This window comes from Sinorhizobium fredii (genome assembly GCF_002944405.1).
Taxonomy (GTDB): Bacteria; Pseudomonadota; Alphaproteobacteria; order Rhizobiales; family Rhizobiaceae; genus Sinorhizobium; species Sinorhizobium fredii_C.
This window is the reverse complement of record NZ_CP024307.1, coordinates 1411699-1435828: the sequence shown is the minus strand read 5'-3', so window position 1 is coordinate 1435828 and position 24130 is coordinate 1411699. Positions and strand designations below refer to the sequence as shown.

Below are 24130 nucleotides of genomic sequence, written 5' to 3'. Positions count from 1 at the left end.
AAAGGCCGCGCAACACCTGCGCCTTGCCAGAAGAGATTGTCTCAGAGAATGACGATGAATGTTGTAGTGGTGGAGTCGCCTTCCAAGGCCAAGACGATCAACAAGTATCTCGGCCCCGGCTACAAGGTACTTGCTTCGTTCGGCCATGTGCGGGATCTGCCGGCCAAGGATGGATCGGTTCGGCCGGACGAAGATTTCGAAATGTCGTGGGAAGTCGACGGCGCCTCCGCCAAGCGGATGAAGGACATTGCCGACGCCGTGAAGTCGTCGGACGGGCTGTTTCTCGCAACCGACCCGGATCGCGAGGGTGAGGCGATCTCCTGGCACGTGCTCGATCTCCTCAAGAAAAAGAAGGTGATCGGCGACAAGCCGGTCAAGCGCGTCGTCTTCAATGCCATCACCAAAAAGGCGGTGCTCGATGCGATGGCGGACCCGCGCGACATCGATATCTCGCTGGTCGACGCCTATCTCGCCCGCCGCGCGCTCGACTACCTCGTCGGCTTCAATCTTTCCCCGGTTCTCTGGCGCAAGCTGCCCGGCGCGCGCTCGGCCGGCCGCGTGCAATCGGTGGCGCTGCGGCTCGTCTGCGACCGCGAGGCGGAGATCGAACGCTTCGTCACGGAGGAATACTGGAATATCGCGGCGCTCTTGAAGACGCCGCGCGGCGACGAGTTCGAAGCGCGGCTCGTCTCGGCGGAGGGCAAGCGGCTGCAGGCGAAGTCGATCGGCAACGGCGAGGAGGCCAATCGGCTGAAGGCGCTGCTCGACGGCGCGAGTTATGTGGTCGAGAGCGTCGAGGCGAAGCCGGTCAAGCGCAATCCCGGTCCGCCCTTCACCACCTCGACATTGCAGCAGGCCGCTTCCTCCAAGCTCGGCTTCTCGGCGTCGCGCACCATGCAGGTGGCGCAGAAGCTCTACGAAGGCGTCGATGTCGGCGGCGAGACGGTCGGTCTCATCACCTATATGCGTACCGACGGCGTACAGATGGCGCCGGAGGCGATCGATGCAGCGCGTCGGGCGATCGGCGGCCAGTTCGGGCCCCGTTACCTGCCGGAAAAGCCGCGCTTCTATTCCACCAAGGCGAAGAACGCTCAGGAAGCCCACGAAGCGATCCGGCCGACCGACTTCAACCGCACGCCAGATCAGGTCCGCCGCTTCCTCGACGGCGACATGCTGAAGCTCTACGATCTGATCTGGAAGCGCGGCATCGCCAGCCAGATGGCCTCCGCTGAGATCGAACGGACGACGGCCGAGATCGCGGCCGACAATGGCGGCAGGAAAGCCGGCCTCCGGGCCACCGGCTCGGTCATCCGCTTCGACGGCTTCATCGCTGCCTATACCGACATGAAGGAAGACGGCGAGCAGGCGGACGACGGCGATGAGGATGGCCGGCTGCCCGAGATCAATGCGCGCGAAAACCTCGCCAAGCAGAAAATCAACGCCACCCAGCACTTCACCGAACCGCCGCCGCGCTATTCGGAAGCGACGCTGATCAAGAAGATGGAAGAACTCGGCATCGGGCGGCCCTCTACCTATGCCGCGACGATCAGCACGCTTGTCGACCGCGACTATGTGACGATCGACAAGCGCAAGCTGTTGCCGCAGGCCAAGGGCCGGCTGGTCACCGCCTTCCTCGAGAGCTTCTTTACCCGCTATGTCGAGTACGACTTCACCGCGTCGCTTGAGGAGAAGCTCGATCAGATTTCCGCCGGCGAGCTCAACTGGAAAGACGTGCTGCGCGAGTTCTGGAAGGATTTCTTCTCGCAGATCGAGGATACCAAGGAACTGCGTGTCACCAATGTGCTCGATGCGCTCAATGAGGAGCTGGCGCCGCTCGTTTTCCCGAATCGCGAAGACGGCGGCGACCCGCGGACCTGCCAGGTCTGCGGCACCGGCAAGCTCTCCCTGAAGCTCGGCAAATACGGCGCCTTCGTCGGCTGCTCCAACTATCCGGAGTGCAATTATACGCGCCAGCTTTCGTCGGAAAGCAACGGCGAGGCGGAAGCCTCCGTGTCGAACGAGCCGCAGAGCCTCGGCAAGGACCCGCACACCGGCGAGGAAATCACGCTGCGCAGCGGCCGCTTCGGACCCTATGTCCAGCGGGGCGACGGCAAGGAGGCCAAGCGCGCAAGCCTTCCCAAGGGCTGGACGCCGGCGACGATCGACCACGAGAAGGCGCTTGCCCTTCTCTCGCTGCCGCGCGACATCGGCAAGCATCCGGAGACCGGCAAGATGATCTCGACCGGGATCGGCCGCTACGGCCCGTTCGTGCTGCATGACGGCACCTATGCCAATCTGGAGTCTGTCGAGGACGTCTTCTCGATCGGCCTCAATCGGGCCGTTTCTGCACTCGCCGACAAGCAGTCGAAGGCTGCAGAAGGCGGCCGCGGGCGCACCGCCGCCGCTCTCAAGGAACTCGGGGAACATCCCGACGGCGGGGCGATTACGGTACGCGACGGTCGCTTCGGCCCCTATGTCAACTGGGGCAAGGTGAACGCAACCCTGCCGAAGGGCAAGGATCCGCAATCGGTGAGCGTCGAAGAGGCGCTCGCACTGATCGCCGAACGCGCGGCGAAAAGCGGCGTGTCGAAGGGCAAGTCGGCCCGGGGCCGATCCGCGGCCGCGGCAACGAAGAGCACGGCGACGAAAACCGGAAAACCCAAGACCGCTGCAAAGGCGAAGAGCAAGACGGCCGCGAAGGCCAAGAAGGACTGACCTTGAGCAGAATTCCGCGCGATCCGACCGAACGGCCCGCAAGAGGCGCCGGCAAGAAGCAGTTGCGCGCGGCCCAGGCGGCGCCCGCCCAAAAGGAAACGATCATCCACGGCGCCGTTCCGTCACGCGACATGCTGATGCGCTTCATCGCCGAAAACCCGCAGCAGGCCTCGAAGCGGGAGATCGCCAAGGCCTTCGGCCTTAAGGGGGAAGCTCGCGTCGAACTCAAGGCGCTGCTGCGCTCGCTGGAAGAGGACGGGCTGGTCGAGAAGAAGCGCAAGTCGCTCGTTCGCCCCGGCGCCCTGCCGCCGGTGACCGTGCTCGACATCACGATCCGCGATATCGACGGCGAATTGATCGGCCGGCCGGCCGAATGGCTCGACGACGACGGCGTCGCGCCGGCCGTCCTCATCCGGCAGTCTGCCGTCGGCAAGGCGAAGGGCAAGATACCCGTCGCCGGTCTCGGCGACCGGGTGCTTGCCAAGATCTTCCCGGCCAAGGAGCGCGGCGGGCCGGCCTACACGGCGCGCATCATCAAGGTCCTCGACAAGCGCAAGGATGCCGTGCTCGGCGTTTTCCGCGCTACACCGGGCGGCGGCGGACGGCTGCTGCCGATCGACAAGCGGGGCGAGGAAGTCCTCGTCGATCCGGAATTCACCGGCGAGGCCAAGGACGGCGACCTCGTCGAAGTGCATCTCGCCCGCCTCGGCCGCTACGGCCTGCCGCGTGCACAGGTGCAGAACATCATCGGCTCCGTCGCTTCCGAAAAGGCGATCTCGATGATTGCCATCCATGCGCATGGCATTCCTCACATTTTTCCGGAGCGTGTGCTGCAGGAGGCCGATGCGGCAGAGGCCGCCACAATGGCGCATCGCGAGGATTGGCGCTCGCTGCCGCTCGTCACCATCGACCCGGCCGATGCCAAGGACCACGACGACGCCGTCCATGCCGAACCGGACCCCTCGCCCGACAATCCCGGCGGCGTCATCGTCACGGTCGCGATCGCCGATGTCTCCTGGTACGTCCGGCCGAAATCGGTTCTCGATCTCGAAGCGTTGAAACGCGGCAATTCCGTCTATTTCCCCGATCGCGTCGTGCCGATGCTGCCCGAGCGAATCTCCAACGATCTCTGCTCCTTGAAGGAAGGCGTCGATCGCCCGGCGCTCGCCGTCAGGATGCGCTTCTCCAAGGAGGGCCGTAAGGCGGGGCATACGTTCCACCGCATCATGATGCGCAGCGCCGCCAAGCTTTCCTATCAACAGGCCCAGGCCGCCATCGACGGCGCGCCGGACGAAAAGACCGGGCCGATCCTGGAACCGATCCTGAAGCCGCTATGGGAAGGCTACCGCATTCTCAGCCGCGGGCGGGAACGGCGCCAGCCGCTCGAGCTCGACATGCCCGAACGCAAGATCATCCTGAAGCCGGATGGGACCGTCGACCGGGTCTTCGTGCCGGAGCGGCTCGACGCCCACAGGCTGATCGAGGAAATGATGATCCAGGCCAACGTCGCCGCCGCGGAGACGCTGGAACAGAAACGCCAGGCACTGATCTACCGCGTCCATGACCAGCCGTCGCTCGCCAAGCAGGAAAGCCTGCGCGAGTTCCTGGCGACGCTCGACATCTCGCTCTCCAAAGGCGGCAATATGCGCGCCAACCATTTCAACGGCGTACTCGCCCGGGCCGACGGCAAACCCTACGAGACGATGGTCAACGAGATGGTGCTGAGGTCGCAAAGCCAGGCGATCTACAGTCCGGAGAACATCGGCCATTTCGGCCTTAATCTGATGCGCTATGCTCATTTCACCTCGCCGATTCGGCGCTATGCCGACCTAGTGGTGCATCGGGCGCTGGTGAGCGCGCTCGGGCTTGGCGAGGGCGGCTTGACACACCAGGAAGAGGGCGTGCTCGACGATATCGCAGCGGAAATCTCCACCTTTGAGCGGCGCGCGATGGCGGCCGAACGCGATACGGTCGACCGGCTGATCGCCCATCACTTGAGCGGACGCGTCGGCGAGGAGTTCGACGGGCGCGTTTCGGGCGTCACCAAGGCGGGACTATTTGTCACCCTTCCCGCCTATGGTGCGGATGGGTTCATCCCTATATCTACGCTCGGACGCGACTACTTCATCTATGACGAAGCGCATCAGGCCCTTTCCGGCGAAAAAACCGGACTTGGCTATCGGCTCGGCGATCCGGTCCGCGTCAAGCTCGCAGAAGCCGTGCCGCTCGCCGGCGCGCTCCGCTTCGAGATGCTGAGCGAAGGGCGAAAGATGCCGACGGCAATGCGCTCCTTTCACAAGTCCGGCCGCCGCGATCGCATGAACGCAGGCAAGCGGCCGGGAACGCGACCGCCGCGCGGCAGGCGCTGATCTTCAGCGGCCGGAGCGGTCCTCGTTCGATTAGGATTGGGCATGAAGGCAATGGCAACGGACAAGCTCCAACTGGGCGGGGAGCAGCGGGAGGAGCGGCCCGTCGGCCGCTCGATGAAGCGCGGCTTTCTCGGGAAGTGCCCCGCCTGCGGCCAGGGCCGACTGTTTCAAAGCTTCGTCAAATCGGTGGATGCCTGCGCCGTCTGCCGCGAGCGAATGGACCATCACCGTGCCGACGACTTTCCGCCCTATATCGTCGTGACGATCGTCGGCCATGTGGTGCTCGGCGGCTATATGATGACCGATCTCGTCCTTCCGCTCACCACCTGGCAGCACCTGGCGCTCTGGGCGCCGGTGACGCTCGTCAGCGCACTCGCTTTGATGCAGCCGGTCAAGGGCGCGGTCATCGGCCTGCAATGGGCTCTCAAGATGCACGGCTTCGGCGGTCACGAAGACCGGCCGGAAGACATCCTGCCGCCGCGGGATCCCTCGGCATGAAGCCTAATCGGAGCAGCGGCCCGCCGCAGCCACAGCCGGGCGCGGCCAAGCATCCGCCGCTCCGACCGCGGGACGCGGCGTCGATCATGCTCCTCGACCGCTCCAACAAGGGCGTGCGTGTCCTGATGGGCAAGCGCCACAGCGCCCATGCCTTCATGCCCGACCTCTATGTCTTTCCCGGTGGCCGCCGCGATCCGACGGACCATCGGCTGGGATTTTCCGGCGATCTGAAGCCGACAGTGCTCAGCGCGCTGAAGGCAAGCGAAGGGCGCCCGATCCCCGAGGGACGCGCCCGGGCGCTGGCGCTCGCGGCCGCGCGAGAACTCTTCGAAGAGGCGGGAGTATGTCTCGGCCGGCAACACAGCCCGTCGGGTGCTCCCCTTCCCTTTCTTCCCGATCTCACAAACTTGCGCTATATGGCGCGGGCCATCACGCCGCCGGGACAAGCGCGGCGGTTCGACACGCGCTTCTTTGCAGTCTTCGCGGATGAGGCCGAAATCGAGCCGTCTGCTATCCTGGACAGCCGGGAGCTTCAGGATTTGCAGTGGATCGACGTCAACGACTTCTCGTCTCTCCAAGTGCCGGAGATCACCGCAATCATCCTCGCGGATCTGAGAGCCGGGCTTGAGGCGGATTCCTCGCTTCCTCATGACCGAGCAATCCCGTTCTACTTCACGCGCCGCGGGCGCTTTCTTCGCACGCTTCTCTAGGGATCCTGCCGAATGTCGAAGCCGCAGTCCGGCACATCCGCGCCGGTTGACGAAATTCACTGGCCTTCGCTGATCGCTGCGCTTGCGTCGATCACCGCCGTCGGCATTGCGATGGGTCTTGGCCTTCCGCTGCTCAGCATCATCATGGAAAAGCGCGGCATCGCACCGACGCTGAACGGGTTGAATGCTGCAATGGCCGGCCTCGCATCGATGGCCGCCGCTCCGTTCACAATGAAATTCGCCCATCGTCACGGCGTTGCGCCGACCATGCTGCTGGCGATCGTTTTCGCGGCGGCAAGCGCGCTCGGCTTCTACTACGTCAGCAATTTCTGGCTCTGGTTTCCGCTTCGAATCGTGTTTCACGGTGCAATTACTGTTCTCTTCATTCTCTCGGAATTCTGGATCAATGCCACTGCGCCGCCCAACAGGCGCGGCTTCGTGCTCGGCATCTACGGCACGGTGCTCTCGCTTGGCTTCGCCAGCGGCCCCCTGCTCTTTTCTATGCTGGGGAGCGAGGGCGTGCTGCCCTTCGCCGTCGGCGCGGTGGTCATCCTGCTCTCGGCAATTCCGATCTTTCTCGCGCGCAACGAAAGCCCGGCCCTCGACGAGAAGCCGAAACGCCATTTCATGCGTTACGTCTTCCTCGTGCCGACGGCCACCGCCGCCGTCTTCATCTTCGGCGCGGTGGAATATGGTGGCCTTTCGCTCTTCCCTATCTTCGGGACACGCGCCGGCTTTACCGAATCGCAGGCGGCTCTGCTCCTGACCGTCATGGGCATCGGCAATTTCATCTTTCAGATTCCGCTCGGCATGCTGTCCGACCGCGTGAAGGATCGCCGTACGATCCTGTCGGCACTGACCTTGATCGGCTTCGTGGGCGCATTGTTTCTGCCGATGCTGGTCGAAAACTGGTTTCTCATGGCACTTGTGCTTCTGTTCTGGGGAGGGTGCGTCTCGGGCCTCTACACGGTCGGACTCAGCCATCTAGGCGCCCGACTCCAGGGGGCCGACCTCGCGGCCGCCAACGCAGCCTTCGTGTTCTCTTACGCCGTCGGCACGGTAGCGGGCCCGCAAGTGATCGGCGCCGCAATGGATGTCACCGGCAACGACGGGTTTGCCTGGGCCATTGCCGGCTTCTTCGGGCTTTATGTCGTGCTTTCGCTCGCCCGCATGGTTTTGAATCCAAAACGGCCTTGACTTTTCGGCCGCGATTTGTAGTTTCGCGCCAACCTTGACCGTGGCCCGCAACCGGTTGTCCACGGCTTTCATCTTTCTATAAAGGCAGGACGACCATGGCGAAAGCTACCACCATCAAGATCAAGCTGCTGTCGACGGCCGACACGGGTTTCTTCTACGTCACGACCAAGAACAGCCGCACGATGACGGAAAAGATGACGAAGACGAAGTACGATCCGGTCGTCAAGAAGCACGTCGAATTCAAGGAAACGAAGATCAAGTAAGATCGCGTTTCGGTTCGACCGATGAGCGCCGGCCGCAAGGTTCGGCGCTTTTTCTTTGGCTGCAGCCGATGGCGAAGTTCTTCGCTTGAACAGCGTCCGACAGCACGCGCGACGCCTTGCGATCGGCAACGAAAAACGCCGCCTCAGTCCGAAGCGGCGTTTTGAAAGGGGGTCGGCTGGCTCCGACTGCGGCACGAGGAATCCGCGGATGTCGGAAACCAGCCGACCGACCCCACGACCCAGGAGATGCGGCGGACCTGAGCATCATGGGGTAACCGATCGATCGTGGAAGTCACACTTCCTTAATATCAGCATTGCTTGAAAATAAAAAAAAATCAACGAATTCTTAATCGCCGGAGCGCGTTGCTCGGCGTTTGGTTAATTCTGTCTCGTCTTCGGACAAATCCGAACCGACCGCTCTTTGGAAATGCTTGCCCCAGCATCAGCGATGCGGCAAAAGATACAACTTATAAGTAAGATGGCAAGCTGAGTTTGGGCGTATGCTTCGCTCTCCCATACGCCCAATGGCGAAGTCCGTGACGGCCGGCGAGCGCCGCTTGCCAATTCGGCTTACGCGGCCGCCGCCACGACCCGGTTGCGCCCGTTGTTCTTGGCCTGGTACAGCGCCGTATCGGCGCGCTTCAGCAGGGCTTCGGGCGTATCGTCCCGGGGCCGCAGCGTGGCGATGCCCAGGGACGCCGTGACGCTGAGGATCGTTTCGCCCTGTGAAATCCCGAAGGCGCGTCCCTCAACCATCAAGCGAAGCCGCTCCGCGACGATCGCGGCCATCTCGGGCGTCGTGTCCGGCATCACGATGACGAACTCCTCGCCGCCGAACCGGCAGGCGAGATCGGCGCCGCGAACCGTCGCACGGACGCGGTTGGCAAATTCGCGCAGAACTTCGTCGCCCGCATCGTGCCCATAGGTGTCGTTCACCAGCTTGAAGCGGTCGATATCGGTGATGCAGATCGAAAGCGGCCGGCCGCGCGCGCTCGCCCGATCGATCAGGAGCTTCAGATGGCTGTCGAGGTAACGGCGATTGTGAAGGCCGGTGAGATCATCTGTGATCGCCAATTCGATGGTTTGCTGGACGCTGGCGCGCAGCCGGTCATTGCAGTGCTTGCGGCGGATCTGCGTCAGGGAGCGCGCCACCAGCTCGTTGGGATCGACCGGCCGCATGATGTAGTCCGTTACCCCGAGTTCCAGGGCGCGGACGACCATCTCTTCGCTCCCCTGCTCGGTGACGAGCAGGATCGGTATGAAGCGCGTCCTCTCGAGAGAGCGCAATTGCGAGCAGAGACGCAGCGGATCGTAGTCGTCGAAGTTGGCATTGACGATCGCGAGATCGAAGCTGTTCTCCGCAGCCTCGAAAAGGGCGGCCTGGGGGTCGGAGATCACCGAAACGTCGGCGATCGGCTTCAAGGCGCGCAGCAGCCGCTCCTGCGAGGAGGCCCGACCGTCGACAAGGAGCACGTTGCCGGGCTCGTCGGGCCGGTCGGCGCGGGCAAGTTCCTGCAGGCCGATCGTCTGCGCCGTCTGCGCCCTGAGGCGCAATTCGTCGCTGACATTCTTGAGCCGCACCAGGCTTTTCACCCGGGACATCAGCTGCAGATCGTTGACCGGCTTGGTGAGGAAATCGTCTGCACCGGCCTTGAGGCCCCGGACCCGATCGGAGGGTTGGTCAAGCGCCGTCACCATGACCACGGGAATATGGGCGGTGCGGCCGTTTTCCTTCAGTCTCGCGCAAACCTCGAAGCCGTCCATGTCCGGCATCATGATGTCGAGGAGGATAAGGTCGACCGGCGTATTCTCGCAAATTGCCAATGCGGAGCGTCCGTCGCCGGCGGTCAAGACATCGAAATACTCGGCGACGAGGCGCGCCTCCAGAAGCTTTACGTTGGCTGGTACGTCATCGACGACGAGGATGCGAGCAGTCATATCGTCTTTCCCGGCAATCAGGCATCGCCCAGATATGTCTTGATTGTTTCAATGAATTTCGGAACGGAAATCGGTTTGGACACATAGGCTTCACATCCGCCCTGTCGAATACGCTCCTCGTCGCCCTTCATGGCGAAGGCGGTTACGGCGATGACCGGAATGACGTGGAGCTCGTCGTCCTCCTTCAGCCATTTCGTCACTTCGAGGCCGGAAACCTCCGGCAGTTGAATGTCCATGAGGATGAGGTCGGGCCGGTGCTTGCGCGCTAGTTCGAGCGCTTCCATGCCGTTGCGCGTCTGGATCGTCTGATAGCCAGAAGCCTCAATCAGGTCGCGGAAGAGCTTCATGTTCAGCTCGTTATCCTCAACAATCATCACCTGTTTGGGCATGTCGATCCCTTGCTGTCTGTCGCCGCCTTGCAAGTCCCTTGGAGAGATATAAGCTTCACGAACGGTGACTCGACCCACTTTCTCGGTCGCAAGACTAACGATATTTGGTTGAAAAAGAGGTAACTCCGAGCGCCATATGAGAAGAGATTCAAGAACATGAAGAGCGCTGACGAAACGGCGATCGCGATCCTCGGCTGGCTCGCCAACGAACCGGAACTGCTGTCGCGTTTCCTGGCGCTGACCGGCACCGACCCTGTGTCGCTGCGCAAAGCCGTGGGGGACCCGGCCTTCATGGGCGGGGTCGTCGCCTTTCTGATGGACCACGAGCCGACGCTCATCGCCTTCTGTGCGGCGACTGGGACCGCTCCCGAAGACGTCGTCTGGGCGCACCAGGCATTTTCCGGCCCGGCGCACTTCGAGGATTGAGCATGCCTACCTTCGCCGCTCCTGGCGACGTGCCTCTTAAGCCACGGCCGCTGATCGTCACCGACGTCGACGAGGTCGTGCTCGAATTCCTGACTCCGTTCATCGCATTCCTGGAGGCCCGCGAGCACGTTTTGCTCCCGCGCTCCTTTCGCCTTGCCGGCAACATCATCGACCGGCGGAGCGGCGAACCAGTCAGCGAAGCGACGGCGGAAGCGCTGCTCGAAGCCTTCTACACCGCCCAGGATCAATGGCAGACGCCGGCCGCGTTGGCCGTCGAGACGCTCACGGCACTTTCGGAAGAGGCCGACATCGTCTTCCTGACGGCGATGCCGCCGCGCCATGCGCCGCTGCGCACTGCCCTGCTCGACGCCCTCGGCCTTCCCTATCCGCTGATTGCCTCCGAGGAGCCGAAGGGACCGCTCGTCAAGCACCTGCACGGGGAGCGCCGCCTTCCGCTCGTCTTCATCGACGACATCCTGCGCAACCTCCATTCCGTGCAGGAGCACGCGCCCTCCTCCTTCCTCATCAATCTGATGGCGAACGCGGAGTTTCGCGCACTCGCCCCGACGCCGGCCGCCGGCATCCAGGTTGCCGCCGATTGGGGCGTAGCGGCAGGGCTGATCCGCGCCCACTGGGGCGCGACGACGGGCGGCTGAAGCAAGCCGGGGCGGCGCTCCACAGGCCGGCAGACTTTCCGGACGCATCGTCATTGCCTAAAGTCCAGTCGCATCAGCGGCCTGCCGTCCTTGCGGCAGGCGACCGTCTCGAAGCCGGCCGCATCGAAAATCGCCGTCGAGCCGATATAGAGACCCACCGATTTCGGCCGCTTCGTGTGACCGATCGGACAGGCATCGAGGTAGTGCGCGCCGCTCGCCCGCGCATGGTCAATCGCCGCAGAGAGCATATGGTGGCTAAGTCCCTTGCCGCGCAGCGGCGAGGCAAGGAAGAAGCAGCTCACCGCCCAGACGCTTGCGTCCTCGGCCTCGCGTTCTTCCAACGGCCGCGAACACGTTCGCGGCGAATTGAATTGCGGCACATCCTGACGAGGGCCGACCTGGATCCAGGCGACCGGCCTTCCCTCGCAATAGCCGAGGATGCCCGGCGGCGGGCCGGCTTCGATGCGCTCGCGGATATACGCCTTGCGGTCATCGGCCGACATGGTGCCGCGGATCTTGTAGGGCAGGCGCAGGGCAAACGCACCAGCAGCCGCAATAGGCCCCCTTCGGCCCGAAGAGCGTCTCGAAATCTGGCCAGAGATCCCGTGTCACCGGCGCAAATTGCAGGGCGATATCCACCATGGCCTCCGATCGCCGCCTTGAGACTCACTAGCGTAGAGCGTAAAGTCACCGCGTTCAACATTTGTTCCTCCATGACCAGCGCTGCCCCGTTTTCCGGCTTCTGCCGAGACTGCCTCAAGGAACTGGCTGCGCCGGTGCGACGGTGTCTGGCCTGCGGCAGCCCGCGGCTTCTCAGCCATGCCGAACTCTATCGGTTGACCTTGGCGCATATCGATTGCGACGCCTTCTATGCCTCGATCGAGAAGCGCGACAAGCCGGAGCTTGCCGACAAGCCGGTGATCATCGGCGGCGGCAAGCGCGGAGTTGTCTCGACAGCCTGCTACATCGCCCGCATTCACGGCGTCCGCTCGGCTATGCCGATGTTCAAGGCGCTCGAAGCCTGTCCGCAAGCCGTGGTCATCAAGCCCAACATGGAAAAGTACTCGCAGGTCGGGCGCGAAGTCAGGGCAATGATGCTCGAGCTGACACCGCTCGTGCAGCCGCTCTCGATCGACGAGGCGTTCCTGGACCTGAACGGCACCGAGCGGCTGCATCACCATCCCCCTGCCCGCACGCTGGCGCGCTTCGCGAAACGCGTCGAAGAGGAAGTCGGCATCACCGTCTCGGTCGGACTTTCCTACTGCAAGTTCCTCGCAAAGGTCGCCTCCGATCTGCAGAAGCCGCGCGGATTCTCCGTCATCGGCCAGGCCGAGGCGGTCGATTTCCTCAAGGAGCGCCCGGTCACGCTGATCTGGGGCGTCGGCAAGGCCTTTGCCGCGACGCTGGAGCGTGACGGAATCCGCACCATCGGCCAGTTGCAGACGATGGACGAAGCGGACCTGATGCGCCGCTATGGCTCGATGGGCCAAAGGCTATACCGCCTGTCGCGCGGTCAGGACGAGCGCACCGTCGAGATCGACGGCGAGGCGAAGAGCGTCTCCTCGGAGACGACATTCAACGACGACCTGTCGCGCCCGGACGAGCTCGTTTCGCATCTCAGGCGGCTGAGCGAGCAGGTGGCGCTGCGGCTGCGCAAGTCGGAGCTTGCCGGCCAAACGGTTGTCCTGAAACTCAAGACCGCGGATTTCAAGCTCCGCACCCGCAACCGGCGGCTCGAAAGTCCGACCCGGCTGGCCGACCGCATCTTTCGGGTCGGCCTCCAGCTGCTCGAAAGAGAGGTCGACGGTACGAAATACCGACTGATCGGCATCGGCGTCAGCGACCTCACCCATCCCGATCTCGCCGATCCGCCGGATCTCGTCGATCCTCTGGCGACCAGACGCGCTGCGGCCGAGGAGGCGATCAACAAGCTGCGCGACAAGTTCGGCAAGGCCAGCGTCGAAACGGGCTATACGTTCGGCCAACGCCGACGCGACCAATAGCGCGTAAACCCTCTGCCCCTCGGCGACGGCGCGGCTTCCTGTGTTTCAATTCGTTAAATCTTGATCCGTATCCTTGCTCGACAGATTTCGGCGCGCCCGCTCGACCCAGGCGTGCATGAAAAGGGCCGCATGGAAGCGCTGCATCGGTATTGCGCTTCAGGTCGGATGAGGGTTTGTATTGCGTATCACTCTCGGAATGGCACTTGCCGTTCTCATCGTGTCGGCGCCGTCGGCGCTTGTGGCCGGCACCAAGGCGCCGCTGCAGATCGTCGTCTCGAGGCAGCAGCAGTCGCTCGTCGTCTATGACGGCGACACCGTCGTCGCGACGTCCAATGTTTCGACGGGCAAGCGCGGCCACACGACGCCGACGGGCATCTTTTCGATTCTCGAAAAGCGCCGCCATCACAGGTCCAACATCTATTCGAATGCACCGATGCCGTTCATGCAGCGGCTCACCTGGTCCGGTATCGCCTTGCATGGGTCGAACCATGTGCCGGACTATCCCGCCTCGCATGGCTGCGTGCGCCTGCCGAGCAAATTCGCCGTCGGCTTGTTCAAGATGACAGAACGCGGCATGCACGTGGTGATCTCCGATCGCCAGGTGACGCCCGCCGAAATTTCGAGCGTGATGCTGTTCCAGCCGAGAGAGGCGCGCCCGCCGCAGCCGCCGATGTCGGACGTGCCGCTGCGGCCCGCCATCAGCCATTTCGACGGGAGTTCCGTCGAAGTCGCCATGACGGAAAGCAACCCCTTGCCGGTGCTGGAGCACGATCAGCCGCCAATTCGCATTCTGATCACCCGGCGTGGCGACCGGGAGACGATGCGCGATCTGCAGGTGCTGCTGACGATGCTCGGCTACGACGCGGGTGAGCCGGATGGCCGCAGCGGCCCCATGACGCTTGCGGCGATCCGCTCGTTCCAGACGGCAGAGGGGCTGCCGGTGGACGGAAAAGCGACCCCGGAACTGATCGGGGCGGTCTATCGCAAGGCCGGCAGGGACATGCCGGCGAACGGTATTCTGCGCGTACGCCGCGCGTTTGAACCGCTCTTCGAGGCGGACGTAAGGATAGAGAGACCCGAACTGGCGCTCGGCACGCATTTTCTGCAGTACCAGGATACAGACGCAGCAACCGGCGAGGGCAAGTGGTTCGGCATGTCGCTCGACAACGCGCTCTCAAAGGCCGCGAAACAACGGCTGGGCATCACGGTGGACGCCGACCGCATGGAATACAACGGCCTTCAGCGGAGCCTGAGCCGCCTCACAATGTCCGTGGACGTGCGCCGGCGCATAGCAAGCCTCCTTGCCGACGGATCGTCGCTGTCGGTTTCCGACACGGACACCGGGCTGGAGACCGGCGAAGGGACCGATTTCATCACCATTACTCGCGCTCCGTAAGCGGTCGCTGACGCTTGCGGCCGGTGCCTATACCAACTCGACGTCCACGACACCCGGCGCGGAGCGAAGGGCCGCAGCGATTTCCGGCGAGATCCGGTATCTCTCGCTGAGCTCGACCTCGATCTCCCGCTGACCGTTGTCCTTGATGACGATGAAGGAGACGAGGCCGTCGCCCTTGGCGTTGAGGTGCGAGGCGATGGAGCGTAAGGGGCCGGAGTCCCGCACATAGACGCGCAGCGCCTTCTGCATTTGCAGCGATTCCTCTTCGAGCGACCGCAGCGTCCGGATGCGAAGGCCGACGCCTTCCGGCCGCTCCTCCGCGTCTACCGTCATCACCAGCGACTTGCCGGGTTCCAGCAGGTCCCGATACTGGTGCAGCATTTCGGAAAACAGCACCGCCTCGAACTGGCCCGACGCATCGGAGAAGGCGACGATGCCCATCTTGTTGCCGGTACGCGTCTTGCGCTCCTGCTTCGACGTCACGGTGCCGGCAAGGCGGCCCGCGGTCGCCCCTTTCTTCACGGCGGCGGAAAAATCCGCGAATGTCTGCACCCGCATCTTCGCCAGGAGATTGTTGTAGGTATCGAGCGGATGGGCGGAAAGGTAGAAGCCGAGCACCTGGAACTCGCGGTGCAGCTTCTCCGAGGCAAGCCAGGGCGTGTAGGCCGGCAGAGCGATCTTTTCGGGACCCGTCGCAGCGCCCGCGCCGAACATGTCGCTCTGGCCGCTGAGCTTGTTTTCCTGGGCGCGCTGCGCAAAGCCGAGAATCCGGTCGAGGCCGCCGATGAGCTCGGCCCGGTCGTAACCGAAGCAGTCGAAAGCACCGGCGGCGATCAGGCTTTCAAAGACGCGCCGGTTCAGAAGTTTCGGGTCGATCCGGAGGCAGAAATCCTCGAGGCTCGCGAAGGGACGGTCGCCGCGAACGGCAACGATGTGGTCGACGGCGGATTCACCGACGCCCTTGATGGCAGCCAGCGAGTAATAGATCCGGTTGTCGCCGGTCTCGAAAGGACGGAACGAGCTCTGCACCGAGGGGGCGATAACCTGAATTCCGAGGCGCATCGCGTCCTGGCGGAAGTCGTTGATCTTCTCAGTGTTCGACATGTCGAGCGTCATCGACGCCGCGAGGAACTCGACCGGATAATGCGCCTTCATATAGGCGGTCTGGTAGGAGACTATGGCGTAGGCGGCCGCATGCGACTTGTTGAAGCCGTAATTGGCGAATTTGGCGAGCAGATCGAAGATCAGGTCCGCCTGCGGCTTCGACACGCCATTGCCGACCGCGCCCTCGACGAAGCGGGCGCGCTGCTTGTCCATCTCCTCCTTGATTTTCTTGCCCATGGCGCGGCGCAAGAGATCGGCCTCGCCGAGTGAATAGCCCGACAGCACCTGGGCGATCTGCATCACCTGCTCCTGGTAGACGATAACGCCTTGCGTTTCCTTGAGCAGGTAATCGATTTTCGGATGAATCGATTCGATCTCTTCCTCGCCATGCTTGCGGGCGTTGTAGACCGGGATGTTTTCCATCGGACCGGGACGGTAGAGCGCCACCAGCGCGATGATGTCCTCGATGCAGTCCGGCCGCATGCCGATCAGCGCTTTGCGCATGCCGGCACTTTCCACCTGGAACACGCCGACCGTCTCGCCGCGGGACAGAATCTCGTAGGTCTTGGGATCGTCGAGCGGAATGCTCGCCAGATCGACCTGAATACCGCGCTTGGCGACGAAGTCGACCGCCGTCTTCAGCACGGTTAGGGTCTTCAGTCCGAGGAAGTCGAATTTGACGAGGCCTGCCTGCTCGACCCATTTCATGTTGAACTGGGTGACCGGCATGTCGGAGCGCGGATCGCGGTACATCGGCACCAGTTGCGACAGCGGACGGTCGCCGATGACGATGCCCGCCGCATGGGTCGAGGCGTGGCGGTAGAGACCCTCGATCTTCTGCGCGATATCGAGCAGCCGGCCGACGACCGGTTCCTTTTCCGCCTCCTCCTTAAGGCGCGGCTCCTCCTGGATCGCCTTCGACAGCGGCGTCGGGTTTGCCGGATTGTTCGGCACCAGCTTGCAGATTTTGTCGACCTGGCCGTAGGGCATTTCGAGCACGCGGCCGACGTCGCGCAGCGCCGCACGCGCCTGCAGCGATCCGAAGGTGATGATCTGCGCCACCTGCTCGCGGCCGTATTTCTGCTGCACGTAGCGGATCACCTCTTCGCGGCGGTCCTGGCAGAAGTCGATGTCGAAGTCCGGCATCGAGACGCGCTCGGGATTGAGGAAGCGCTCGAAGAGGAGCGAGAAGCGCATCGGATCGACGTCGGTGATCGTCAGCGCATAGGCGACCAGCGAGCCGGCGCCCGAGCCGCGGCCCGGACCGACGGGGATGTCGTGCTGCTTCGCCCATTTGATGAAGTCGGCAACGATCAGGAAATAACCCGGAAACTTCATGCGCTCGATGACGCCGAGTTCGAAGGCCAGGCGCTCGCGATAGTCTTCTTCCTTGTAGCCCAGCGCCATGCCGAGCTTGGCGAGCCGCTTCTCCAGCCCCTCCTCCGCCTGGCGGCGAAGCTCGGCGGACTCGGCGCGCTCGGCCTCGACGGGATCGTCCGAGGCACCGGTGAAGCGCGGCAGGATCGGCCCGCGGGTCTTCAGCATGAAGGAGCAGCGCCGCGCGATCTCCACGGTGTTTTCCAGCGCTTCCGGAAGATCGGCGAAAAGCGCTGCCATCTCCTTGCGGCTCTTGAGATAGTGATCCGACGTCAGCCGGAAGCGGCGGTCGTCAGAGACGACGGCATTGTGGGCAACGGCCATCAACGCGTCATGCGCATCATAGTCGGCCGGCGACGGGAAAAAGGCCTCGTTCGTCGCCACGAGCGGAATGTCGTAGCGATAGGCGAGCTCGACCAGCCGGCTCTCATGACGTCGATCATAGCTGCCGTGCCGTTGCAGTTCGATATAGAGGCGATTGCCGAACAGCTCGACCAGCGCCTTGAGGCGCCCCTCGGCAAGAGCGGCCGAACCGGCCTTCAGCGCCAGATCGACAGGGCCGCTGCCGGCGCCCGTCAGCGCGATCAGACCATCGGTGCCGCCCGCCGCGAGCCAGGAGCGCGTCACCCGCGCCGCCTGATGACCTTCGCCTTCGAGATAGGCGCGGCTGACCAGGTCGACGAGACGGACATAGCCTGCGTCGGTCGCGGCAATCAGGACGATCGAAGGCAGCTTGGCGAGCTGCTGCGCGTGACCGCGCCGCTCCCCCTCCGCCTCGTCCTCCATGTCGATGGAGAGCTGGCAGCCGATGATCGGTTGCAATCCCTCGTCCGCCGCCTTCTGGGAAAATTCCAGCGCCGCGAAAAGGTTGTTCGTGTCGGCGATGCCGATGGCCGGCTGATCGTCGGCCACCGCCTTGGCGATGATCTTCTTCAGCGGCAGCGCGCCTTCGAGCAGCGAATATGCCGAGTGCACGCGCAGGTGAACGAATTGCGGATTCGCGTCCGCCATGCTCTGCCCAATGCTATCCTCGCCTGCCATTGCCGCACTCCGATTCCTGTTCGGTGCGAGGATATCCTGTTTCCCGCCGCGACTGTCCAGTCTTCCGGCCCTGTCGGGGATGTTTTTGCCAGGGCCGCAGAGCGGAGGACCGTGGGAAAGGGTGGAGCGGTCACATGCCGAGTGCGATCACCGAGATGCTGGCGATGAAAAGGGTCATCGAGGCGAAGGCAGCGAGATCACGGACGAAATCAGTCATAACATGGCTCCTTTCGGCTATTGTTCTTTTTTTGTTCTATTTTTGTTCAATAGTCAAGCAAGCACGCATGAAACGCCCGTTATTCACCGGCTATGGTTAATGCAACCAAGGCGATCAGCTTTCCACGCGACTGGCAAAACGCCAGGCCGACCGAATCGACGAATAGGGTGGCGTCCAAACGCAAGGCCTTGGGGCGATCTGCCGCCAAAAGGCTGCGGTGCGGAGACATTTGTTCACTATTTGTTCTTTACACGCGCCTCCTCTTGAGGCATCCTCAATCCAATACCAGGGGAACGCCCATGATCAACATCGACGAACTCACAGACTTCATCGTCGAAGCTAAGGCTAAAACCTATGTCAGTGATGGCGCCAGGCTGCCGGCGTGCCGGACAGGCTCCCACGATATTGGCCATCAGCGCGGGGCCTGGCGTTATCTCGACAGCTACTTCGGCGGCAGCGACTTCGCCGGTCAGGAAGCGGTCTGGCACGACGGCAAGCCGTGCTGGGCGATGAATTATTTCGGCCGGATCGTCCGACCGGAACTGATCGATGCGCGACGGGCCGGCGCCGTCATCAAGGCGGCGCTGCAGACGATGTATCACGAGAAGCGCCACTTCCTCGGCGGCATGGAATATCAGCACGCCTATGGTTGCTATATCGACAGCAGCCGCGGCGGGACCGACCACTTTTCCGGACGCGAGACCATATTCGTCGATGGCGAAGAGGCCTATGAGCTCGATTATCGCGGCGGACTGATCGTGCCGTGAGCTTCCTTCCGGCCTATCGAAGTTCGATGACCTTGCCGTCCTCGATCGTCACGCAACGATCCATAAGAGCAGCAAGTTCGTGATTGTGGGTGGCGATCAGCGCCGCTAGGCCTGACTGACGCGCAAGGGCTTCCATCGCCTCGAAGACATAGCCAGCCGTCTCGGGGTCGAGGTTGCCGGTCGGCTCGTCGGCCAGCAGGATGAGCGGCGCGTTGGCGACCGCCCGGGCGATCGCCACACGTTGCTGCTCGCCGCCAGAAAGTTCGGCCGGCCGGTGTGCAGCCCGGTGTCCGATCCGCATGTAGTCCAGCAGTGCCCTCGCCCTCTCGGCCGCCTCCGCCTTGGACAAGCCGGCGATCAGTTGCGGCATCATGATGTTCTCGAGCGCTGAGAATTCCGGCAGCAAGTGGTGAAACTGATAGACAAAGCCGATCTCGTTGCGGCGGATCGCCGTGCGCCGGTCGTCGCTGAGGCCGTTGCATGGGATGCCGTTGACGATCACGTCTCCTTCGTCCGGATGTTCGAGCAGCCCGGCGAGGTGAAGCAGGGTCGACTTCCCGGTGCCCGAGGGCGCGACGAGCGCAATCGTCTCGCCGCTCCGCAGCGTCAGGTCGGCACCCTTGAGGATCGGCAGGTAGGTATCCCCCTCGCCATAGTGCCGCTCGACGCCGGAGAGCTGCAGTGCCACGCGCGCATTCATCTACGTTCTTGTCCTTATTCGTACCGCAGGGCCTGCACCGGATCGAGGCGCGAGGCGCGCCAGGCCGGGAAGATCGTCGCCAGGAAGGAGAGCGCCAGCGCCATGATGACGACGGAGATGGTCTCGTCGGCATTCATGTCGGCCGGCAGCTGGCTGAGGAAGTAGAGCTCCGGATCGAAGAGCGTCGTGCCGGAGACCCAGGAGAAGAACTGGCGGATCGACTCGATGTTGAGGCAGACGACCACGCCGAGAATGACGCCGGCGATCGTTCCGGTAACGCCGATCGCCGCCCCCGTCATGAAGAAGATGCGCATCACCGAGCCGGAGGTCGCACCCATCGTGCGCAGAATGGCGATGTCGCTGCCCTTGTCCTTCACCAGCATGATCAGGCCGGAAACGATATTGAGCGCGGCGACGAGCACGATCAGCGTCAGGATCATGAACATCACGTTGCGCTCGACCTCGAGCGCCGAGAAGAAGGTTCTGTTGCGGTCCCGCCAGTCTGTCAGGTAGACCTGCCGTCCGGCGGCGTCCTCGATCGGCTTGCGCAAGGCGTCGACGGCGTCCGGCTGCTCGACGAAAAGCTCAATCGACTGGACGAGGCCCTCGGCATTGAAATAGAGCTGCGCTTCCTCTAGCGGCATGAAGACGATCGTCGCGTCATATTCCGACATGCCCATCTCGAAGATCGCCGAAACGGTATAGGCCTTGACGCGGGGATTCATGCCGAGGGGCGTGACGTCGCCGTTCGGCGAGGTGAGCGTAATCGTTCCGCCGACGCGAATTCCCAACTGTTCGGCCATGCGCGAGCCGATGGCAACGCCGGCACCCGAGGCAAAGCCGACGAGGTCGCCGGATTGGATGTGCTCCGAGATCGATTTGAGCTTCGCGAGGTCTTCCGCCCGGATGCCGCGAACCAGGGCGCCAGTCGAGGCGTCGCCAACGCCCTGCGCGAGCACCTGCCCCTCGACCAGGGGGATCGCCATCGTCACCCCTGGAACGGCCGAGAATTTGGTGGCGAGCTCGGCATAGTTGGTGAGCGGCCCGTCGAGCGGCTGGACGATCACATGGCCGTTCATGCCGAGAATGCGCGATATCAGCTCGGTGCGGAAACCGTTCATCACTGCCATGACGATGATCAGCGTCGCCACGCCGAGCATGATGCCGATAAAGGAAAAGCCGGCTATGACGGAAATGAAGGCTTCCTTGCGGCGCGAGCGCAGATAGCGCCAGGCGACCATGCGCTCGAAGGCGGAGAAGGGACGACTGGACCTTATGCCGGATGGCGCGGCAACCTGCACTTGCTCTTCCGTCGCCGCGGTCATCGTCGTCCTTGCCTCTATCTGTTCGCAACCAGCTTGTTGATTGCGGCTTCCACCGTCATCGTCTCGCGCGCGCCGGTCTTGCGGTCCTTCACCTCGACCTCGCCATTGGCGACCGAGCGCGGCCCGACGATGATCTGCACGGGAACGCCGATAAGATCGGCGGTCGCGAACTTAGCGCCGGCGCGGTCGTCCGTGTCGTCCAGAAGGACGTCGAATCCCGCCTTGCCGAGGTCGGAGTAGAGCGTGCCGCAGGCCGCATCGCAAGCGGCGTCGCCCGCTTTCATGTTGATGACGACCGCGTCGAACGGAGCCACCGATTTCGGCCAGATGATGCCGTTCTCGTCATGCGAGGCTTCGATGATCGCCGGCACCAGGCGTGTCGGGCCGATGCCATAGGAGCCCATGTGCACGGTGTGCTCCTTGCCGTCGGGTCCAAGCACCTTGGCACCCATCGCCTCCGAATATTTCGTGCCGAAATAGAAGATGTGACCGACCTCGATGCCGCGCGCCGACAGCCGGTCGCCCTCGGAAATAGCGTTGAAGGCGGCCTCGTCGTGCATTTCCGAGGTGGCGGCATAACGCGAAGTCCACTTGTCGAAGATCGCCTTCAGCCCGCCGACGTCATCGAAATTCGTCTCCTTGCCCGGAATGTCGAAGCCGAGGAAATCCTTGTGGCAGAACACCTCGGACTCGCCTGTATCGGCAAGAATGATGAATTCATGGCTGAGGTTGCCGCCGATCGGGCCGGTGTCCGCGCGCATCGGAATGGCGCGCAGGCCCATGCGGTCGAAGGTCCGCAGATAGGCGGCGAACATCTTGTTATAGGCATGCTCCGCGCCCTCTCGATCGAGGTCGAAGGAGTAGGCATCCTTCATCAGGAACTCGCGCGAGCGCATGGTGCCGAAGCGCGGACGGATCTCGTCGCGGAACTTCAACTGGATGTGGTAGAGATTGAGAGGCAGGTTCCGATAGGACTTCACATAGGAGCGGAAGATGTCGGTAATCATCTCCTCGTTCGTCGGCCCGTAGAGCATCGGCCGATCCTGCCGGTCCTTGATGCGCAGCATCTCCTTGCCGTAGGCATCGTAGCGGCCGCTCTCCTGCCAGAGCTCCGCCGATTGCAAAGTCGGCATCAGGAGCTCGACCGCGCCGGACCGGTTCTGTTCCTCGCGAATAATCGCATTGACCTTGTCGAGCACGCGCTTGCCGAGCGGCAGCCAGCTATAGATGCCGGCCGACTGCTGGCGGATCATGCCGGTCCTCAGCATCAGGCGATGGGAAACGATCTCCGCTTCCTTCGGGTTTTCCTTCAGAATGGGCATGAAATAGCGGGACAGGCGCATGACGGGTTCCGGAACTGGTGGCTCTCGCACTATCGGTGGATTCGGGCGAAATGACGTTGTGCTGCGGCAGCCGCCCTCGCCCTCCAACAGGCGGAGGTGGCGATTGCCGTTTGAAATCGGGCTCTTGATTTCCCATCGGCGCGGCCACGGGAACTTCCGAGTTTAGCGTTCATAGCCGCTTCGCGCGCGGAAGAAAACCCTGCTAGATCGGGAAGAAAGCCACACCGAAAATGACGCTGCGGCGGAAACGCTCTCTCAGACCTGCGTCAAAAGAGCACGGTAGTAACAGGACAAGGCCCATTTCTGTCAATCGGATTTTTTTGCCAAACTGTAGCAAAAATGCAAAAAAAGCTGGTGACATAGCCCAATGTTTGAGCTAGTTTCGGCTCACAAAACAGGCAAGAAGACCAAATTCTTGCCGAATTTCGCGGTCAAGTCTTGGGAGGATAAGATCTTAGGCGCGCTCGTTCGCTGCCGCCGGCAACGGTTCAAAGATCACGCGAAACTTGAAAACAAGGCTTTGGCCTTGTTTTTTTTTGCTATTTACCCGCCAATGAAAACGAAGCAGCGGGCAAATATGTCGATTTGACGACTGTCAAGGGCTGCGCCTGAGCTCGAAGTGCGTAACGGCTGCTGCAACGTCTCCATGAAAGTGCGGCACGTTTCTTGCGTGCGGCCGATCGAGCGCCCTCGCCTCAGCCTCTCGGACCTATGAAGCCGAATATCGCATCGAGGTCGTATTCGAGCTTCACGGAAAGCACATACCAGCCCAGATGGATCAAGCCGGCGATTACCGTCGTGATCAGCACCACCCGCAGGCCACGAAAGCGGGCGGGAGCGCTCTCGACGCTGCCGGGCACGACCTCATTCTCCTCGGCCTGGGTCCTCACCCCGAACGGCAGCACGGTAAAAAGCGTCAGCCACCAGATGATGAAATAGACGGCAAAGATCGAAAAGGCGGACATCCAGGTTCCCTGATGGAAGGCTTACAGCGCCGGGCGTCTCATCGGACGCGCAAAGGTCGCTGTAGCACTTGAATCGTTGCATGTCTTTTCCTTAAATCGAGGTCGATGTAAGGAGACATGCAGATGGGCAACGCCCATTGGCAGCAGCCTTGCTGCCATACCGTCTTGATTGCGCCGATCGCAAGCGGCTGTCGAAGCGATTTCTGCGAGGCAACGCCTTATAGCGCCTTTGCTGTGGATCGCGCAAACCGCTTCGCCGCACCCGACTGTCACACCTCTTCGAGTTCGATCAACGTGCCGTGGAAATCCTTCGGATGCAGGAAAAGGACCGGCTTGCCGTGGGCTCCGATCTTCGGATTGCCGTCGCCCAGCACACGTGCCCCCGCCTGCCGCAGCCGGTCGCGCGCCGCAAGAATGTCCTCCACCTCGTAGCAGATGTGGTGCATGCCACCGGCCGGATTCTTCTCGAGAAAGGCGGCAATCGGCGACTGATCGCCGAGCGGCTCCAGCAGTTCGACCTTGGTGTTGGGGACCGTGACGAAAACGACCGTCACGCCATGTTCGGGCAAAGCCTGCGGCTCGGTGACCGTTGCTCCGAGGGTGGCACGATAGTTTTCGGCCGCAGACGCAAGGTCCGGTACGGCGATCGCCACGTGATTCACTCTGCCGAGCATCGAACCTCCTCCCCTTCAGCGCCGTGCGGGCTCCGACCGGTTTACACCGGCCCGCCG

20 protein-coding genes and 1 pseudogene are annotated in these 24130 nt (G+C 62.8%); 12 read left to right on the top strand and 9 right to left on the bottom strand.

Annotated elements, in window-relative coordinates; genetic code table 11:
• Positions 1-54 precede the first annotated feature (54 nt).
• From topA to rpmG, 6 genes are all read left to right on the top strand, one after another.
• On the top strand, positions 55-2715 hold the full coding sequence (topA, locus tag NXT3_RS06895) for a type I DNA topoisomerase (RefSeq protein WP_097526553.1): 2661 nt from the start codon (positions 55-57) through the stop codon (positions 2713-2715).
• 2 nt (positions 2716-2717) lie between these two features.
• Positions 2718-5084, top strand: coding sequence for a ribonuclease R (rnr, locus tag NXT3_RS06890; protein ID WP_097526414.1), 2367 nt, complete (start codon positions 2718-2720; stop codon positions 5082-5084).
• Between the two features lie 42 nt (positions 5085-5126).
• Positions 5127-5582, top strand: coding sequence for a DUF983 domain-containing protein (locus tag NXT3_RS06885; protein WP_097526415.1), 456 nt, complete (start codon positions 5127-5129; stop codon positions 5580-5582).
• Positions 5583-5668: 86 nt separating this feature from the next.
• Positions 5669-6292, top strand: a complete 624-nt coding sequence (locus NXT3_RS06880) for an NUDIX hydrolase (RefSeq protein ID WP_234828110.1) — start codon at positions 5669-5671, stop codon at positions 6290-6292.
• Positions 6293-6304: 12 nt separating this feature from the next.
• Positions 6305-7489 carry an MFS transporter gene (locus NXT3_RS06875; protein WP_104839007.1) on the top strand — a complete coding sequence of 395 codons (1185 nt, stop codon included), beginning with the start codon at positions 6305-6307 and terminating at the stop codon, positions 7487-7489.
• Between the two features lie 95 nt (positions 7490-7584).
• On the top strand, positions 7585-7752 hold the full coding sequence (gene rpmG / locus NXT3_RS06870) for a 50S ribosomal protein L33 (RefSeq protein ID WP_034795357.1): 168 nt from the start codon (positions 7585-7587) through the stop codon (positions 7750-7752).
• A 570-nt stretch (positions 7753-8322) separates the two neighbouring features.
• Here rpmG and NXT3_RS06865 read toward each other — a convergent pair.
• Together NXT3_RS06865 and NXT3_RS06860 are read right to left on the bottom strand one after the other, a co-directional pair.
• Positions 8323-9690: a PleD family two-component system response regulator gene (locus NXT3_RS06865; RefSeq protein ID WP_037414165.1), complete on the bottom strand. Its 1368-nt coding sequence runs from the start codon at positions 9688-9690 to the stop codon at positions 8323-8325.
• A gap of 17 nt (positions 9691-9707) precedes the next feature.
• Positions 9708-10079 (bottom strand): response regulator, encoded by a 372-nt coding sequence (locus tag NXT3_RS06860; RefSeq protein ID WP_037382972.1) that lies wholly within the window; start codon positions 10077-10079, stop codon positions 9708-9710.
• 156 nt (positions 10080-10235) lie between these two features.
• On the opposite strand from NXT3_RS06860, the gene NXT3_RS06855 reads away from it, so the two are divergent.
• Positions 10236-10505 (top strand): DUF3572 domain-containing protein, encoded by a 270-nt coding sequence (locus tag NXT3_RS06855; protein ID WP_037414160.1) that lies wholly within the window; start codon positions 10236-10238, stop codon positions 10503-10505.
• Positions 10506-10507: 2 nt separating this feature from the next.
• The gene (locus NXT3_RS06850) at positions 10508-11161 is read left to right on the top strand and encodes a hypothetical protein (protein ID WP_037414158.1); all 654 of its coding nucleotides are present in this window, start codon (positions 10508-10510) and stop codon (positions 11159-11161) included.
• Between the two features lie 50 nt (positions 11162-11211).
• On the opposite strand, the pseudogene NXT3_RS06845 reads toward NXT3_RS06850, so the two are convergent.
• Positions 11212-11800, bottom strand: a pseudogene (locus tag NXT3_RS06845) (GNAT family N-acetyltransferase).
• Between the two features lie 74 nt (positions 11801-11874).
• Here NXT3_RS06845 and NXT3_RS06840 point away from each other — a divergent pair.
• Positions 11875-13164 carry a DNA polymerase IV gene (locus NXT3_RS06840; RefSeq protein ID WP_104839006.1) on the top strand — a complete coding sequence of 430 codons (1290 nt, stop codon included), beginning with the start codon at positions 11875-11877 and terminating at the stop codon, positions 13162-13164.
• 178 nt (positions 13165-13342) lie between these two features.
• Positions 13343-14560: a L,D-transpeptidase family protein gene (locus NXT3_RS06835; protein WP_104839005.1), complete on the top strand. Its 1218-nt coding sequence runs from the start codon at positions 13343-13345 to the stop codon at positions 14558-14560.
• A 27-nt stretch (positions 14561-14587) separates the two neighbouring features.
• On the opposite strand, the gene dnaE is transcribed toward NXT3_RS06835, so the two are convergent.
• A complete protein-coding gene (gene dnaE, locus NXT3_RS06830) occupies positions 14588-18082 on the bottom strand; it encodes a DNA polymerase III subunit alpha (protein ID WP_104839004.1) in 3495 nt (1164 codons plus the stop codon).
• A 516-nt stretch (positions 18083-18598) separates the two neighbouring features.
• On the opposite strand from dnaE, the gene NXT3_RS06825 reads away from it, so the two are divergent.
• Positions 18599-19066 carry a DUF5680 domain-containing protein gene (locus NXT3_RS06825; protein ID WP_037414245.1) on the top strand — a complete coding sequence of 156 codons (468 nt, stop codon included), beginning with the start codon at positions 18599-18601 and terminating at the stop codon, positions 19064-19066.
• 13 nt (positions 19067-19079) lie between these two features.
• On the opposite strand, the gene NXT3_RS06820 is transcribed toward NXT3_RS06825, so the two are convergent.
• Genes NXT3_RS06820 through proS form a run of 3 tightly spaced genes read right to left on the bottom strand, consistent with a single transcriptional unit; the run spans position 19080 to position 22434 of the window.
• The gene (locus NXT3_RS06820; protein WP_097526421.1) at positions 19080-19766 is read right to left on the bottom strand and encodes an ABC transporter ATP-binding protein; all 687 of its coding nucleotides are present in this window, start codon (positions 19764-19766) and stop codon (positions 19080-19082) included.
• Between the two features lie 14 nt (positions 19767-19780).
• Positions 19781-21091, bottom strand: coding sequence for a lipoprotein-releasing ABC transporter permease subunit (locus NXT3_RS06815; RefSeq protein WP_037414151.1), 1311 nt, complete (start codon positions 21089-21091; stop codon positions 19781-19783).
• A gap of 14 nt (positions 21092-21105) precedes the next feature.
• Entirely contained in the window at positions 21106-22434 is a 1329-nt protein-coding gene (proS, locus tag NXT3_RS06810; protein ID WP_037414149.1) for a proline--tRNA ligase, read from the bottom strand.
• A 367-nt stretch (positions 22435-22801) separates the two neighbouring features.
• On the opposite strand from proS, the gene NXT3_RS06805 reads away from it, so the two are divergent.
• A complete protein-coding gene (locus NXT3_RS06805; protein WP_037414148.1) occupies positions 22802-23023 on the top strand; it encodes a hypothetical protein in 222 nt (73 codons plus the stop codon).
• A 106-nt stretch (positions 23024-23129) separates the two neighbouring features.
• Here NXT3_RS06805 and NXT3_RS06800 read toward each other — a convergent pair whose 3' ends face one another.
• Together NXT3_RS06800 and mce are read right to left on the bottom strand one after the other, a co-directional pair.
• Positions 23130-23399, bottom strand: a complete 270-nt coding sequence (locus NXT3_RS06800; protein WP_104839003.1) for a DUF1467 family protein — start codon at positions 23397-23399, stop codon at positions 23130-23132.
• A 269-nt stretch (positions 23400-23668) separates the two neighbouring features.
• On the bottom strand, positions 23669-24073 hold the full coding sequence (mce, locus tag NXT3_RS06795; RefSeq protein WP_104839002.1) for a methylmalonyl-CoA epimerase: 405 nt from the start codon (positions 24071-24073) through the stop codon (positions 23669-23671).
• Between the last annotated feature and the right edge of the window lie 57 nt (positions 24074-24130).

Coding starts and splice junctions, on each gene's coding strand:
- topA (WP_097526553.1), top strand. CDS start 55: ATGAATGTTGTAGTGGTGGAGTCGCCTTCCAAGGCCAAGACGATCAAC.
- NXT3_RS06885 (WP_097526415.1), top strand. CDS start 5,127: ATGAAGGCAATGGCAACGGACAAGCTCCAACTGGGCGGGGAGCAGCGG.
- NXT3_RS06880 (WP_234828110.1), top strand. CDS start 5,669: ATGCTCCTCGACCGCTCCAACAAGGGCGTGCGTGTCCTGATGGGCAAG.
- NXT3_RS06875 (WP_104839007.1), top strand. CDS start 6,305: ATGTCGAAGCCGCAGTCCGGCACATCCGCGCCGGTTGACGAAATTCAC.
- rpmG (WP_034795357.1), top strand. CDS start 7,585: ATGGCGAAAGCTACCACCATCAAGATCAAGCTGCTGTCGACGGCCGAC.
- NXT3_RS06865 (WP_037414165.1), bottom strand. CDS start 9,690: ATGACTGCTCGCATCCTCGTCGTCGATGACGTACCAGCCAACGTAAAG.
- NXT3_RS06860 (WP_037382972.1), bottom strand. CDS start 10,079: ATGCCCAAACAGGTGATGATTGTTGAGGATAACGAGCTGAACATGAAG.
- NXT3_RS06855 (WP_037414160.1), top strand. CDS start 10,236: ATGAAGAGCGCTGACGAAACGGCGATCGCGATCCTCGGCTGGCTCGCC.
- NXT3_RS06850 (WP_037414158.1), top strand. CDS start 10,508: ATGCCTACCTTCGCCGCTCCTGGCGACGTGCCTCTTAAGCCACGGCCG.
- NXT3_RS06840 (WP_104839006.1), top strand. CDS start 11,875: ATGACCAGCGCTGCCCCGTTTTCCGGCTTCTGCCGAGACTGCCTCAAG.
- dnaE (WP_104839004.1), bottom strand. CDS start 18,082: ATGGCAGGCGAGGATAGCATTGGGCAGAGCATGGCGGACGCGAATCCG.
- NXT3_RS06825 (WP_037414245.1), top strand. CDS start 18,599: ATGATCAACATCGACGAACTCACAGACTTCATCGTCGAAGCTAAGGCT.
- NXT3_RS06820 (WP_097526421.1), bottom strand. CDS start 19,766: ATGAATGCGCGCGTGGCACTGCAGCTCTCCGGCGTCGAGCGGCACTAT.
- NXT3_RS06815 (WP_037414151.1), bottom strand. CDS start 21,091: ATGACCGCGGCGACGGAAGAGCAAGTGCAGGTTGCCGCGCCATCCGGC.
- proS (WP_037414149.1), bottom strand. CDS start 22,434: ATGCGCCTGTCCCGCTATTTCATGCCCATTCTGAAGGAAAACCCGAAG.
- NXT3_RS06805 (WP_037414148.1), top strand. CDS start 22,802: ATGTTTGAGCTAGTTTCGGCTCACAAAACAGGCAAGAAGACCAAATTC.
- NXT3_RS06800 (WP_104839003.1), bottom strand. CDS start 23,399: ATGTCCGCCTTTTCGATCTTTGCCGTCTATTTCATCATCTGGTGGCTG.
- mce (WP_104839002.1), bottom strand. CDS start 24,073: ATGCTCGGCAGAGTGAATCACGTGGCGATCGCCGTACCGGACCTTGCG.